Here is a 13,283-nt window from a genome sequence, read left to right as displayed (position 1 = left end):
ATGCGTGGGATTGGGTGCGATAATTGAAAAACTCAACACTCATGAAAATCTGTTTGAGAAACTTGGGATCCTGCTCGTGGTGGTCTTTTTCCTAATGATAGTGGCGGGATTCACTGATAGCAACCAAGTTGGGAGGATAATGGCACTTATTTTGTTCCTCCTGGTATTTTTGGCCTCGTTTATTGGTTACACTATCTCCAAGTCCCTCGGAGAATGAGGGGCAACTTTTTAAACTCTCCTTTTAACTTTTCTCCGCGAGATGACGGGGTGATGTTATGAGAAATCCTTTTGAGAAGATGCCTACGGTTCTTACCGCTGATGAGCTCATCGATAAGGCCTTCAGGAGGGCCGAAAAGGCCGCATCGGCCTTCACGCCCAAGGGTGGCCCGAGGGCAAAGGCAAGACAGAGAGAGGAGCTCCGCGTAAGGACTGTCTCAAACGTGGTTAGGGACAACCTCAGAAAGCTCCTGGACAGAACACCGGGTGTTTCGGAGCTGCCAGCGTTCTACAGGGAACTTGTCGACACGCTCGTTGACAGAAACCAGTTCCACCGCTCTCTTGCGAGGATCAACTGGGCGATAAGGACGATAAGGAACCTGGAGCAGAGGTACGTTGAAAAGATACGCTACTCTAGAGACCCAAATGAGATTGCAAGGCTCAGGAGGAGTTTCTACGGTCGCGTTGCGGACGTTCTTAGGGATATAGCCGACGACCTTGAGTACCTCAATCAGGCGAGGAACGTTCTAAAGGATTTGCCGGTCGTTGACCTTGAACTCCCAACTGTCGTCATAGCCGGTCACCCCAACGTGGGCAAGTCAACCCTTCTGAGGGCGTTAACCAACGCCAGACCTGAAGTGGCCACATACCCGTTCACAACCAAGGGCATAAACGTCGGCCAGTTCGAGGAGCACTACCTGAAATACCAGGTAATAGACACACCGGGTTTGCTCGACAGGCCGCTGAGCGAGAGGAACGAGGTAGAGAGACAGGCCATCCTCGCCTTAAAGCACCTCGGAAAGGTGATAGTTTATATATTCGACCCCAGCGAGTACTGCGGTTATCCGATTGAAGAGCAGACCCACCTGTTCGAGGAAATTTACAGTGAATTCGGCGAGTTTCCATTCATCGTAGTCCTCAACAAGGTGGACATAGCAGACGAGGAGAAGATTAGAAAGGTAGAGGAGTTCGTCAGAGCTAAGGGACTTGAACCACTCAGAATTTCGGCGCTCAATGGCGAAGGCCTTGAGAGGCTGAAGGAGCGCGTTATAGAGCTCGTAAAGCCCATGGTCGAGGAGCAGGCAAAGCGCATAATGGAGAAGGAACTGAGAAAGTACCGGGAAGAACTGGAGCTCTGATGCCTTTTTACCGTTAATATCATGAACTCCAGTGGGTTAACGGTAGCGTAAAGTTTTCAGGGTTAACAGTACTTAACGATAGCACTTAAAAGGAGAAAAAAATTCAGGCGCTCTCTTCCTTGATGAGAACGGCGTTGACGACGCCGTCCTGGCCGGGCCTGCTGGTGACGATGGCCTTGCCGGCCTCGGTCTCGATGATGGCGCCCTTTGTGATGATGTTCCTCCTGACGTACTGCCTGTTAGCCGGGTTCTCAACGACGCTGAGTATCTTAACCTTCTTGCCCCTACCGTTCTCGAAGACGTTAGCGTAGAGGGCCTCTATAAGGCGAACCTTCCTGTTTCCACCGTAGGTTCTGATTATCTTCTTCTTTTCCCTGTCCTCACCGACTCTGGTAAAAGCCGGCTCCCTTCCGAGCTCCCTCTTCCTCTTCTTCCTAGCGAGGATAATCCTTCCGCCTGAAGGCTTCTTGAGTGACCTTCCCTGCCAGATAGCCATTTATCTCACCTCATGAGCTTAATACTCAACCTATCGCCACTTTGGGGGGTTCGTTTATAAGCTTTTCTGGAAGGATTTTTAAATCCTAGCCCCCATTACTCCATCAGGTGGTGGCATGGGAGCGGTTGACGCCTTCACAAACGCATTCTCACTCGTCCTCAAGAACAAGAGACTATACCTGCTTGTGCTGCTCATGAGCTTCATGATGGCCCCGCTGGGAGCGTACCTGATCCCCGGCGAAGTTAACTACGAGTACAATCAGACTTCAATCCAGAAGGGAAACGTCATAATCGAGGAATACGGAACACCGATAGGTGGAACCGAGATGGAGGTGCTGATGGATCTCCTCAAAGGGCTCGCCGTCTATTCCCTCATCGCCCTTATCGTTGGAGCTATATTTGAATACGGGGTCACGAAGGGGATCTTCATGCATCTGAAGGGTGAAGAGTACTCCCTCGGCGGGCTTTTGATAGAGGGCCTGAAGCACTTCCCCGGGGTAATCTTGGTAAACTTCGTTTACGGCATCATAATGTTGGTCTTCATAGGTGTTGTCACTATCCCGATAGTTCTGGGTGTCGTTCTGGCACCGGCGGGAATAGTGCTTGTCCTCATTGGCCTGCTGATGATGCTCGTCGTCCTGGCCTTTACGGTTGGCCTCTCATCCCTTGCAATCCCGTTCTACGTGGAGGGGGGAAGTATTGGAGCGGCCTTCGAGGCCTTTGGACTGGCATTCAGGAACGTCCGCTCCACAGTGGGCTTCGGTGCTCTCCTGGGGGTTGGAACTATCGCCATAATGATGGTGGCGAGTCCAATAGCATTCGTAACGCAGATAGCCATACCAGAGAACATAGCGCCGTACGTCTCGGCGTTCCTTCAGGCACCGTTTGATGCCCTGCTTTATGTCTTCATCTGGACGGCGGGGGTGGCGTTCTACAGGGAACTCCAGAGAATGGAGGAACTGAAAAAAGTTGATGAGGAGCTTCTTGAGCTCGGAATTGAAGTTTAAAGGCCTTTCTTTTCTTTTGCCGCCTTAACCAAACCGCGGAAGACCGGCGCCGGGTTCATCGGCCGGGACTTGAACTCCGGGTGGAACTGCGTCGCTATGAAGTACCTCTTCTCTGGAAGTTCGAGTATCTCCATCCTCCTCTCGTCGTCACCGGCTATGCCGCTGAATACCAGGCCGGCCTCCTCAAACTTCTCTATGTACTCCGGATTGACCTCCCAGCGGTGCCTGTGGCGCTCGTAAATCAGCTCCTTTCCATAGAGTTCCCTAGCTAGGGTTCCAGGCTTTATCTTGACTGGATAGGCACCAAGGCGCATCGTTCCGCCGAGCTTGTCGAGGCCCCTCTGTTCCGGCATAAGGTCAACGACTGGATGCGGTGTCTGCGGGTCGATCTCGGTGGAGTGCGCACCCTTCAGTCCCAGGACGTTACGCGCAAACTCAACAACGGTAAGCTGGAAGCCGAAGCATATCCCCAAGAAAGGTATGTCGTTCTCCCTTGCGTAGCGGGCCGCGAGCATCTTGCCCTCCGTTCCGCGAGCTCCAAAGCCGCCGGGGACTATTATGCCGTCAACACCTTCAAGGAGCTTCGTTCCGCTCCTCTCAAGGTCTTCCGCCTCGATCCACCGTATTTTGACCTTCACACCGTTGGCAACGCTCGAATGCTTTAACGCCTCCTTTATGCTGAGGTACGAATCGGCGAGCTTGACGTACTTGCCCACTATGGCGATCTCAACCGTGTCGGTGAGGGACTTGTACCTCTCGACCATCTCACGCCATGCATCGAGTTCCGGCTCCCTCTCGGGAAGGCCGAGCCTCTTGGTGATGTACCTGGCCAGCCCCTCCTTTTCGAGCATGAGCGGAACCTCGTATGTGTCCTCAACATCGTAGGCGCTTATAACGGCCTCTGGAGGGACATTGGTGAAGAGGCTTATCTTCCTCCTGGCACTCTCCTCCAGTGGATCCTCCGAGCGGGCCACTATCGCATCGGGCTGGATTCCAAGGCTCCTCAGCTCCTTAACGCTGTGCTGGGTGGGCTTCGTCTTCTGCTCGCCGACGACCTTAAGCTTGGGCACGTATGTGACGTGGACGAAGGCGACGTTCTCTCTTCCCTCCTCAAGCTGCATCTGACGGGCCGCCTCAAGGAAGGGCATGCTCTCTATGTCGCCGACGGTTCCGCCGATCTCGACGACAACAACATCGTGGTCGCGAGCTATTTCCCTTATGCGCTCCTTTATCTCGTTGGTGATGTGGGGAATAACCTGAACGGTCGCACCCAGATAGTCACCCCTGCGTTCCTTTTCAATGACCGCGGAATAGACCTTCCCAGTGGTTATGTTGTGGTCAAAACTCAGACTGGTGTCCAGAAAGCGCTCGTAATTGCCGAGGTCAAGGTCAACCTCACCGCCGTCGTCGAGGACGAAAACCTCGCCGTGCTGGTAGGGGTTCATGGTTCCGGCGTCGTAGTTGAGGTAGGGGTCTATCTTGATGTTGGTGGTTCTGAAACCGCGAGCCTTCATGAGCATTCCGAGGGAAGCGCTGGTTATACCCTTACCCAGACCGCTGACAACACCACCCGTGACGAATATGAACTTTGTCATGGCAAAACCTCCACCGGTTATGTCGTTGGTTGATTGGTGAGTGCTTAAAAGCTTTGTTGGTAGCCCAAGAGAAAAATTTAAAAGACTCTGCATTCATACTATTTAACGATGTAACTATGAAAACTGTGAAGTTAGATATAGCAACCACCCTTAAAAATAGGAAATTTCTGGCCCTGCTCATCACGGCGCTCCTAGTTACTTACGTTCTCCCGTTCCCCCTCATAAACGGATTCCTTCAGGACTATTCGAGGCTCAAGCATATCAGGGAGCGAATGCTCAGGGAAAACGAGGCCATAGTCTGCCACAGCGTCTTTAACACCGACCCAGACTTCTTCGGTTCGCATGGGATGAAGTGCGACGAAGACTACTACAAACCCAACGAGCGAACATTTAATGTGGACGGCCTCAGCGTCTACGAGGACACCTACTACGAGTACCTAGAGGCGAAGAAAAACCTCCGGGAAGAACTGCCCACCTTTGTAATCTTTGTTATATTCGCATTTCTGTCGTTCCTGTGGTTCAGCTACGCGATGGTAGATTTTGCCGTCGAGTTACCGAAAGAGAACGAAAAGAGGATTTCAGACTCAATTCTATCGGGACTCCGCTCGCTCCCGGCGTTGGTGACCTCGGAAATACTGGTTTTCTTCGTAATGATTCTAGTCCTAATACTACTTGCAATACCGATAGCGCTTTTAGGACCCTTTGGAGGCTTCATAACAGGCCTCATTGCTTCCCCCGCATTCGCCCTCGTAGTTCCAGCTTATTACTTCACGAAGAACATAGCTCCCGTTGGGGAGATTTGGAGGGTGGCGAAGGGCAACCCCGGGGATACTTCACACTGGGACTTGGGCTCTCGGTCGTTGAGACCTTAGCCATTGTCGGGTACATCACATACCTTGGTCTCGGCACGCCCTTCCTGATGCTCATTACCGGGGGTCTGAGATACCTTCTCAGCAGTCTCGGCGCGCTATGGGTTTACCTAGACACCGCATTTGAAGAAAAGCAAGAAGAAACAGGCTCACTCTAATTCTACACCGTTCCCCTCTTCCTCCTCCGTAAGCTCCCTAATCTCGTAGACCTTGAGCGGAACTTTCTTAAGGGCCTTTCCGATGACGGCTTTGGCTATCCTCTCGGCATGCTCAATGGTTTGAGCGTTGTAGACCTTGATCGTCAGGTACATTCCAACCAGACCCACCGAGCCTATTACGAAGGCGCTCTCGAAGTGGGCCCCGCATACAGGGCACTGGGAGTAGCCTATCTCAACCCTCACAAAGTCCAGCTTCTCCTTGTTGAGCGCCTTCGCGACCTTGCTCACCGCGACGTTTATCGCGTCCTCGCTCGTCTCGACGTCCCTCACTATAATGGGTGCCTCCAAAACAACCACGTAGTCTCCCATAGCTCCCACCTCAACCAAAGGCAAACAGCCTGTCGTCCTCTCCCTTAAAGACTCCCAGCCTTACACCTGCGTCTATAAAACCGTGGGCATAGTTGAGCGCGGCAAAGGCAGTTACGTAGTCGCCTTTCTCGTAGTAGTATTTGGCGTCCTCAAAATAGCTCCTCGCCATGGTGAGGAAGTCCTCCGCAACGCTTCTTAAAAGGCTCTTCTCATGAACCGCTATTTCAAGGGTCTCCAGCGCTTCAGCGGTGATTTTAAAGTACCTCTGGAGCTTCTCATCGGTTATCTCCCGTCCCACCGGTCTCGCCTCACGGTTGGTTGGGGGAGAGTCTTATAAACCTTATCCTGTGATTCGATACGTTCCAGTTGACCAACGTTCACAAGACCAGCCGTCAGTTGGGCGCTCTTACCTTCAAAACGCTCGGAGGGGAACATAAAGGCAAAGGAGCAAAGCGTAAAGTTTATAAAGCCCACCCGATGATAGGTAAATGCCCGCACGGGTAGGCCCGGAGAGAGTTGAGAGCCGGGTTTTAGGGCCGTGCGGAGCTGTTGGGTGTGGGCCGGTAGCTCAGCCTGGTATGAGCGCCGCCTTGGCAAGGCGGAGGCCCCGGGTTCAAATCCCGGCCGGTCCACCATCCCTGGGTTGGGCCCGTGGTCTAGACTGGTTATGACGCCACCCTGACAAGGTGGAGGTCCGGGGTTCGAATCCCCGCGGGCCCACCAGTACAAACTTTTCTGGCGAAAAGTTTGATCAAAAGGTCGTGATTCCTTTTGAGTGGTCAGTCCTTAGGGGATTTTTTGTTTTAGTGGCGGGGTGTACTTTGGATTCATGTCAAAAGGGCGTTCTTCAACGGATTCGACGTCAACCGCGCTCCAAGGGAGCGCTAAAAAGCCCGAACCCATTTTAGACGCGTAGGCCAAAAGAATCCCAAACAGAACTGCCAATCTAAGCGAAACCCCACCTAAACAATAATCCACGAAAAATCACAAACCCCGACGAAACTTTGCACAGGCAAAGTTCCAGCGCTGGCAAAGAGTGAGTGGTTTTCTGAGAGTCCCTAAGAGTTGTGGCATTCATTAAGACACTCATCGAAAAGTTAATATGGGGGTTTTACAATTTTAAGTCCAGGTGAGACCATGAACCCGCTCGAAGAAGCCCTGAAGATTAGGGGGGAGATAATATCTTGGAGAAGGGACTTCCATATGCACCCGGAGCTCAAGTACGAGGAGGAGAGAACCTCAAGAATAGTGGAAGAACACCTGCGCGAGTGGGGATACTCCATTAAACGTGTCGGAACCGGGATAATAGCGGACATCGGCGAGGGTAAGAAGACGATAGCCCTAAGGGCCGACATGGACGCCCTGCCAGTTCAGGAGGAGAACGACGTCCCCTATAAATCCAGGATTCCCGGAAAGATGCACGCCTGCGGACACGATGCCCACACGGCCATGCTCCTCGGGGCGGCGAAGATAATAGCCGAGCATATCGATGAGCTCAACGGCAGGGTGAGGCTAATCTTCCAGCCGGCCGAGGAGGGCGGCAACGGGGCGGTGAAGATGATAGAGGGCGGTGCACTTGAAGGAGTGGATGCAGTGTTCGGCCTCCACGTGTGGATCGACATGCCCAGCGGGGTGATAGGGATAAGGGAAGGCCCGTTCATGGCCGGTGCGGGCATATTCAAGGCACGGATAATCGGTAAGGGCGGTCACGGGGCATCGCCACACCAGACCGTCGATCCAATTCCCATAGCTGCGGAAGCAATACTCGCACTCCAGACCATAGCGAGCAGAAACGTACCTCCAATTGAGACTGGCGTTGTAAGCGTCACTGCTGTGCAGGCTGGGACGGCCTTCAACGTGATTCCAGAGGAAGTCCAGATGAAGGGAACGGTAAGATTCTTCAAGCACGAGATAGGCGAGCTGATTCAGAGGCGCATGGGGGAGATATTCGAGGGCGTCACCATGGCACACGGGGCTTCTTACGAACTGTCGATAGAGGAGCTCGTCCCGCCGACCGTTAACGATAAGGGCATGGCGGCTTTTGCCAGAAACGTTGCCGAAAAGTACGGGCTGAGGCACAGCGATGTCGAGCCGACTATGGGCGCCGAGGACTTCGCCTTCTACCTCCAGAAAGTCCCCGGAGCGTTCCTGACGCTCGGAATATACAACGAGGAAAAGGGCATAATCTACCCGCACCACCACCCCAGGTTCGACGTTGATGAAGATGTTCTCCACCTCGGCACGGCGATGGAAGTTGCCCTTGCCATGGAGTTCCTCAGGTGAGCTCCTTCGCGAGGATCTTAATTTTTCCCACCTTTTCAGCGCCGAAGCTCTCAACGTCGCCCGGCAGGAGTGTCAGAACCCGCTCGAACCCGAGGACCTTTGCCCTGCCGAGAACAGCCTTCAAGTCCCCAATCCTGCCCCAGAGAAGGAGTGCGACGCCCTCCCTCCCGGGGAGACTCCTGAGGGCATAGTATGAGCCGCCGCTCCTGCCGGATTCGATCGTATAGTGAATCCCGGCGATGTTGTCCTTAAAGGCCGAGAAGAACATGCTGTAGGAGCTCTGGAATCTGCCAGCAACCAAGTCAAGGTTTTTAACGTCCTTCCAGCCGAACGCCGAAGGCTCCACGGTTCCTCCGCCCCTCGCCGGAACCCATACGGTTGTCCCCGTGAAAAGCTCAGCGTCAAAGCCGAGCTTTCTGTAGAATCCCTCCGCATCCTCATCCGGCTGGACGGTCAGCATCTCGACCTTCCGCTCCTTAGCGACCTCCCCAACGAACTCCATCAGAAGCCTTCCGATTCCCCTGCCCCTATAGTCGGGGTGAACCTCGATAACGTCCACGTGCCCTATTTTCCTGAGCCCCCACCAACGGGCTCCTCGGAGAACAGAACCTCGACCTCGCCAACTATAATGCCGTTTAGCTCGGCAACGGCCACGAGCTGGTCATCAAGGAGGAGGTTGTTCAGATGGATCGCGCAGGTCTCGACGCTCATCCAGGGACCGCCTCGGGTGTAGCGTTCGTAGAGGTTGCCGCTGAGCCTCTCGTTGGCAGCGTGGAGTGCAACTATTCCCCCAACGTCATCAAGGGTTGCCAAGCGGATCCGCATCACTCTCACCCAGGTAACCGGACTTCTTCAACACGTGAAGGATTCCCTCGGCTCCACCGGCCCCGTAGGTCTTTTTCGTCACGTAGTCGGCTTCTTTTTTCAGACTCTCCGGGGCCTGACCAACGGCGACGCGGTAGCCGACAACGCGGAAGGCATCCAGGTCGTTTTCTCCATCCCCGACGTGGGCAACTTCCCTGGGACTTATCCCGAGTATCTCACAGGCTTTCTCTATCCCCGTCCCCTTGTTTATCCAGGGCTTCTTGACGTGTATCGCGAAGCCGGAATCAACGGCGATGAGATTAAGGCCGAGTTCGGCGATTACATCCCTCACGGCTTCAACGGGAACCGTTCTCCTCAGCACGAGGCCGGCTTTCCGTTCCATTGTCGAATAGCTCAGCTCGGCCTCGGGATGGCGTTTCTTAAGCTCGCTCCATAGAATCCACTCCTCGTCCATGTCGGTCAGGAAAATCCTCTTCCTCATTGTCCCCTCACTCCTGAGCGAAAGGGCCCCACCGTCCTCAGCTATCACCGGCCCGCTCGTGCCGATGAAAACGGCAGCGGCTTCTGCAAAGGGGACCGAATTGCCAGTTACGAGCATTACCGGAACGCCGAGCTCCTCGGCCAGGCGAATTGCCTTTAGGGCTTCGATGCTTATTCTCCTGTCAATGTAGGTTATCGTTCCGTCTATGTCGAGTGATATTGCCTTGATCATTCTTTCACCCAGAAAACGGGAAGGAGGGAGCGATTATAAGGATTTCTACCCATTAATGGTCCTTCATTATCTCCCTGAGCACACTGGTCGCGTAGACCCCCTTCGGCAGGAAAAACCTGAAGCACATTCCAGTCCCGGGGATGTGGCCGTAGGTGAGGCCAAGGGGCCTAATCAAAAGCTCCCTCCTCCCGCCGGGCTCTGCCATTGGCTTTGGTAGCTTTCTGAATGTATCGAGCGTTATACCCTCCTCATCAAGAATCTCCCCCTCTAGCTTCCCAGGAAGCCCTTTAGCGCGCCTCATGGCGAAGCCAAAGAGGGGGCCACTCACCGCGGCCTCGCCGCGCCGTATCTTCTCGTTTACAAAGCCGATATTAGTCTTGGTGACGCGATACGTTCTGTCGCGGTAGGGGATTCCTCCCTTCACCTGGACGACGATATCGCCGACGAGGGCCTCGTTCAGGGGAATACCTCTTTCAATCCTCCGGGAAACGTAGAGGTTGAAGAGGTAGCTCTGGTAGGCGTGGATGAAGATGCGGAGTATTGGCATGGGCAGCGAGAGGAAGGCCCTTCTCCAGCTTCCCGTCTCCTTGTAGCGGTGGAGCATGGTTCTCTCATAGCGCAGGAAGTTCGGAAATTCCTCCAGAGCTTTCTCAACATCGCCAGTTTCCCAGAAGTGTCTCCTGGCCTCGTCCCCTTCCATACCCCCTTCGTGCGCTCCGAGGAAGAGCCTCGCGGCACCCTCGAAGTCCCCCTGCAGGAGGAGCTTCCCGATCAGGTGGTTCGTGACACGTCTCTCTCCGAAACGTTGGTAGCCAAAGTAGTTGGGAAAGCCTCCTTTCTCGCGGAGCTCGTGAACTATCTCCTTTGTCCTCTCAAAGGCTCTCTCATTTACGTTCCTCACGATTATCCTGAAGCGGTTTCCAATGAGGTGGCCAAGCTTGATAAACCTGCCGTAGGAAACGAACCTCAGCTCTATGTCCCTTATCTGGACATTCTCAACCGCCTCCCTCGCTCCGGCCGGCACGCTGATGTACTGATACGTCACCGCGTGCCTGTCCTTCGTCCCGGCGAAGCCGATGTCCCTATAGCTAATCCCGGCACGCTTCGCTATCTCCTTGACGGCGCTCATGGTGTCCCAGTTTCGCTTTTTGAGGAGGAAGATGGCGTGCTTCCTGCCCTCAAATATCTGGGGCAGGGGGTCTTCGATGACCACGAAATCCTCTGGTTGAGTTTTGATACTCCCTCCGATACCGGGCCTCTCGCTCAGATACCTGAACTGAGAGAAGAACTCGTGGTAGTCCATCTCAATCACCTAAAATCTCCAAAAATTCGCGAAAGGATTTGCAGTTCCGTTTGAGCCTCTCAAAGTCGAGCTTGTCAGCATACTTTGGAAGATTGGATTTGGTGTAACGCTCTCTCTTTTTCAGTTCATCGGAAGGTTTGGTACTCCAACTGTAGCCGAGGCTTTTGCATATCCATTCTTCAATCTCGTACTCAAAGAGGAAAATTTTAACCGGAACCTCCGTTTTTTTAGGGATGTGTTTCGCAATGTCCCGTTTACGTGACCCATAATTTGCAGGACCATCCCCATCGTAAACAATAAGTATGAATTCAGGGAAAGCACTCTCAGCAGCTTTGATGATTTTGGTTAACTTAGGATTGCAGAGATAGGGAGCGTGAATCGGATTCTTCCTTCCAGAGAGCTTCTTGAGTTTGGTGTTAGCAAGCCCCTCGTGGTTCAATCTGCCCAAGAGACGCTTGAAGAACTCTCCCCCGTAGGTATCCTCAGTGATGATGACTATCTCCTTTGCCATGCCCATCACTGCTCTTTGTTCTCAAAGAGTGAACCGTAAAGCCAGCCCTCGCTCAATGTGAGGCCCCTCTCGTTGAGGAACTTCTTTATCCTCTCTGGGTCTTTTATTCTTCTGAAGACCGTCTCGCCGTTCTCCTTATCAACGAGCACAAGGTCAGAGGGCTCAACAATATCAACGACGATCGGGGAGTGCGTTGTAATTATAACTTGGCTTTCACTTTCCCTGAGCGTGTCTATTATCAGCTCAAGCGTCTCCGGATGGAGAGAGTTTTCTATCTCATCGATTATCAGGAGAGGAGGTTTGAGATAAACTGCAGTAAGGATTGCAAGAACCTTATAGAAACCGTCAGAGATGCTTGGCGGAGCAAGTTCAAGATCGTTCTCAAAGACCTTCATCATGACCCTGCCGTCTTCAGTAAGCTGGAAGAATATCCTTGTGTTGGGGAAGGCTATGGAGAGAGGCTCAGCTATTTCCTCCGGCAATCTGCCTTCGCGGAGCCAGATGTTATAGAGGAGCGGAATGAGGTTTGAAGCGTCTTCGTTGAGGGTTGTTTCCTTGCGGGGATATTGGGGTGTTTTAATAGAGGGACTAACATCTCTTAGGGGATAGGATCTTAGAAACTCCAGAAATATAAGTGGAAACTGAGAAACAATATTGGGATAAAGTTCCCTTCCTACCGACATGGAAGGAGCAAGAACAAATCCATAGTTCGAGGAGGTTCCAATGATTGAAACCTTCACAGGAGATTCCTCAAACAAGACGTTTATAAGTATTGTCTGAGGAACATTAGGCATTATAAAAGAAAACAATCCCAAGTTTGAAGGGATACCTTTTAGAGAGTAGCCTCCTATTACAGAAGTTTTTAACCTTTTTAAATCTGGTCTTATTGATTCAATATCATTTATATAAACATTCATACCAATGCTCTCTACACGATTTAGAACTTCAAAAATCTCCGAAATTAATTTGTTATCGTGAGTTACAACTATTACCTCCCCAGTTTTCTCGATATGTACATATCCACTAACTTCCAGTACCTCCTTTAAAATCCCAAAACTTCCCCCAGTCCCCGTAAAAGTTGTCTCAAAGTAAACATCATAACCCTCAACGTCGAAAAGCATTCCCACAGTTATTGGCAGTTCCTCTTTCCCGGCCCATACAACGTTGTTGTAACCCCACCATTCAAGGAAGGGATTTGTGTCTTTTTCAACATAGATTTTTCTGAGAAGCTTGAAGACCTCAATAAGGTTTGTCTTGCCCGATGCGTTAGGACCAATGATAACGTTGAACTTATCCAGCTCTACTTCGCAGTCCCTGAGACTCTTGAAGTTCTTAACAGTGAGCTTCTTCAGCCTCACGCTCTCACCGAAGATTAAAACGGCTAAATGATTAAAAGACTTCCGCTCACACCAGCTTCAGATGGCCAGTAACTTTGTCAACGAGCTCCTCCGGCGCCGGACCAATAGCCAGAACCGTTATCGTTCCCGGCGGAATTTCGGTTAGGCCGGCATCCCTGATGAGCGCAGCGGGAATGCCGAGCTTCTCTGCATGGGCCTTCAGCTCGAAGAGCTCCCCCTCGTTTTCGGCCTTGACGACTACCTTCTTCTGTCCCTCGTGAAACCAGGCCTTGAACCACTCTGGTTTTTCCTTCTGGGCCTTCAGTGCAGCGGTAACCGCTCCGTGAGCAACCTGGACGGCAAACTTGCCCTTGCTGAGCTTCAAATCCTTCCTCGCGACTATGACCTGCTTGTACCTGAACATCTCACATCCCGCAAGGAAGTGAGAAAAGGGGCTTATAAAT

The 13,283-nt window shown here is 52.5% G+C and carries 16 protein-coding genes and 2 tRNA genes; 7 read left to right on the top strand and 11 right to left on the bottom strand.

Annotated features, from left to right (window positions below):
* The first annotated feature begins 4 nt into the window (after positions 1–4).
* Positions 5–217 (top strand): hypothetical protein, encoded by a 213-nt coding sequence (locus E3E25_RS03180; protein ID WP_167891789.1) that lies wholly within the window; start codon positions 5–7, stop codon positions 215–217.
* 58 nt (positions 218–275) lie between these two features.
* Positions 276–1,355, top strand: coding sequence for an NOG1 family protein (locus E3E25_RS03175; RefSeq protein WP_167891788.1), 1,080 nt, complete (start codon positions 276–278; stop codon positions 1,353–1,355).
* Between the two features lie 103 nt (positions 1,356–1,458).
* Here the strand turns inward: E3E25_RS03175 and E3E25_RS03170 are convergent, their stop codons facing one another.
* On the bottom strand, positions 1,459–1,851 hold the full coding sequence (locus tag E3E25_RS03170) for a 30S ribosomal protein S8e (RefSeq protein ID WP_167891787.1): 393 nt from the start codon (positions 1,849–1,851) through the stop codon (positions 1,459–1,461).
* Between the two features lie 115 nt (positions 1,852–1,966).
* Between E3E25_RS03170 and E3E25_RS03165 the strand changes: the two genes are divergently transcribed.
* Positions 1,967–2,857, top strand: a complete 891-nt coding sequence (locus E3E25_RS03165) for a hypothetical protein (RefSeq protein WP_167891786.1) — start codon at positions 1,967–1,969, stop codon at positions 2,855–2,857.
* On the opposite strand, the gene pyrG is transcribed toward E3E25_RS03165, so the two are convergent.
* The gene (gene pyrG / locus E3E25_RS03160) at positions 2,854–4,452 is read right to left on the bottom strand and encodes a glutamine hydrolyzing CTP synthase (protein WP_167891785.1); all 1,599 of its coding nucleotides are present in this window, start codon (positions 4,450–4,452) and stop codon (positions 2,854–2,856) included. The two genes, E3E25_RS03165 and pyrG, sit on opposite strands and share 4 nt — an antisense overlap.
* 125 nt (positions 4,453–4,577) lie before the next feature.
* On the opposite strand from pyrG, the gene E3E25_RS03155 reads away from it, so the two are divergent.
* Positions 4,578–5,324, top strand: coding sequence for a hypothetical protein (locus E3E25_RS03155; RefSeq protein WP_167891784.1), 747 nt, complete (start codon positions 4,578–4,580; stop codon positions 5,322–5,324).
* A gap of 146 nt (positions 5,325–5,470) precedes the next feature.
* Here the strand turns inward: E3E25_RS03155 and E3E25_RS03150 are convergent, their stop codons facing one another.
* A complete protein-coding gene (locus E3E25_RS03150) occupies positions 5,471–5,848 on the bottom strand; it encodes a DUF555 domain-containing protein (protein ID WP_167891783.1) in 378 nt (125 codons plus the stop codon).
* 10 nt (positions 5,849–5,858) lie between these two features.
* Entirely contained in the window at positions 5,859–6,146 is a 288-nt protein-coding gene (locus tag E3E25_RS03145) for a DUF357 domain-containing protein (RefSeq protein WP_167891782.1), read from the bottom strand.
* A 259-nt stretch (positions 6,147–6,405) separates the two neighbouring features.
* Here E3E25_RS03145 and E3E25_RS03140 point away from each other — a divergent pair.
* The 3 genes from E3E25_RS03140 (at position 6,406) to E3E25_RS03130 (ending at position 8,131) form a co-directional block, all read left to right on the top strand.
* A tRNA-Ala gene (locus tag E3E25_RS03140) sits at positions 6,406–6,483 on the top strand.
* A gap of 10 nt (positions 6,484–6,493) precedes the next feature.
* Positions 6,494–6,571, top strand: a tRNA-Val gene (locus E3E25_RS03135).
* Between the two features lie 414 nt (positions 6,572–6,985).
* Positions 6,986–8,131 carry a M20 family metallopeptidase gene (locus E3E25_RS03130; RefSeq protein ID WP_167891781.1) on the top strand — a complete coding sequence of 382 codons (1,146 nt, stop codon included), beginning with the start codon at positions 6,986–6,988 and terminating at the stop codon, positions 8,129–8,131.
* On the opposite strand, the gene E3E25_RS11560 is transcribed toward E3E25_RS03130, so the two are convergent.
* From E3E25_RS11560 to pth2, 7 genes are read right to left on the bottom strand one after another with little or no spacing between them, the layout of a single operon-like run.
* Positions 8,124–8,690 (bottom strand): GNAT family N-acetyltransferase, encoded by a 567-nt coding sequence (locus E3E25_RS11560; RefSeq protein ID WP_370456640.1) that lies wholly within the window; start codon positions 8,688–8,690, stop codon positions 8,124–8,126. The two genes, E3E25_RS03130 and E3E25_RS11560, sit on opposite strands and share 8 nt — an antisense overlap.
* A 5-nt stretch (positions 8,691–8,695) precedes the next feature.
* A complete protein-coding gene (locus E3E25_RS11555) occupies positions 8,696–8,956 on the bottom strand; it encodes a hypothetical protein (RefSeq protein WP_240910739.1) in 261 nt (86 codons plus the stop codon).
* Positions 8,931–9,668, bottom strand: coding sequence for a phosphoglycolate phosphatase (locus E3E25_RS03120; protein WP_167891780.1), 738 nt, complete (start codon positions 9,666–9,668; stop codon positions 8,931–8,933). The genes E3E25_RS11555 and E3E25_RS03120 overlap by 26 nt, the downstream gene beginning before the upstream one ends.
* Before the next feature lie 52 nt (positions 9,669–9,720).
* On the bottom strand, positions 9,721–10,971 hold the full coding sequence (gene truD, locus E3E25_RS03115) for a tRNA pseudouridine(13) synthase TruD (RefSeq protein WP_167891779.1): 1,251 nt from the start codon (positions 10,969–10,971) through the stop codon (positions 9,721–9,723).
* 1 nt (position 10,972) lies between these two features.
* Positions 10,973–11,482, bottom strand: a complete 510-nt coding sequence (locus tag E3E25_RS03110) for a hypothetical protein (RefSeq protein WP_167891778.1) — start codon at positions 11,480–11,482, stop codon at positions 10,973–10,975.
* 5 nt (positions 11,483–11,487) lie between these two features.
* Positions 11,488–12,840, bottom strand: coding sequence for an AAA family ATPase (locus E3E25_RS03105; RefSeq protein ID WP_167891777.1), 1,353 nt, complete (start codon positions 12,838–12,840; stop codon positions 11,488–11,490).
* Between the two features lie 46 nt (positions 12,841–12,886).
* A complete protein-coding gene (pth2, locus tag E3E25_RS03100) occupies positions 12,887–13,243 on the bottom strand; it encodes a peptidyl-tRNA hydrolase Pth2 (RefSeq protein WP_088180077.1) in 357 nt (118 codons plus the stop codon).
* Between the last annotated feature and the right edge of the window lie 40 nt (positions 13,244–13,283).

The organism is Thermococcus sp. MAR1, assembly GCF_012027305.1.
GTDB lineage: Archaea > Methanobacteriota_B > Thermococci > Thermococcales > Thermococcaceae > Thermococcus.
The sequence above is the reverse complement of the archived record's forward strand: the minus strand, read 5'-3'. Positions and strand labels throughout refer to the sequence as shown.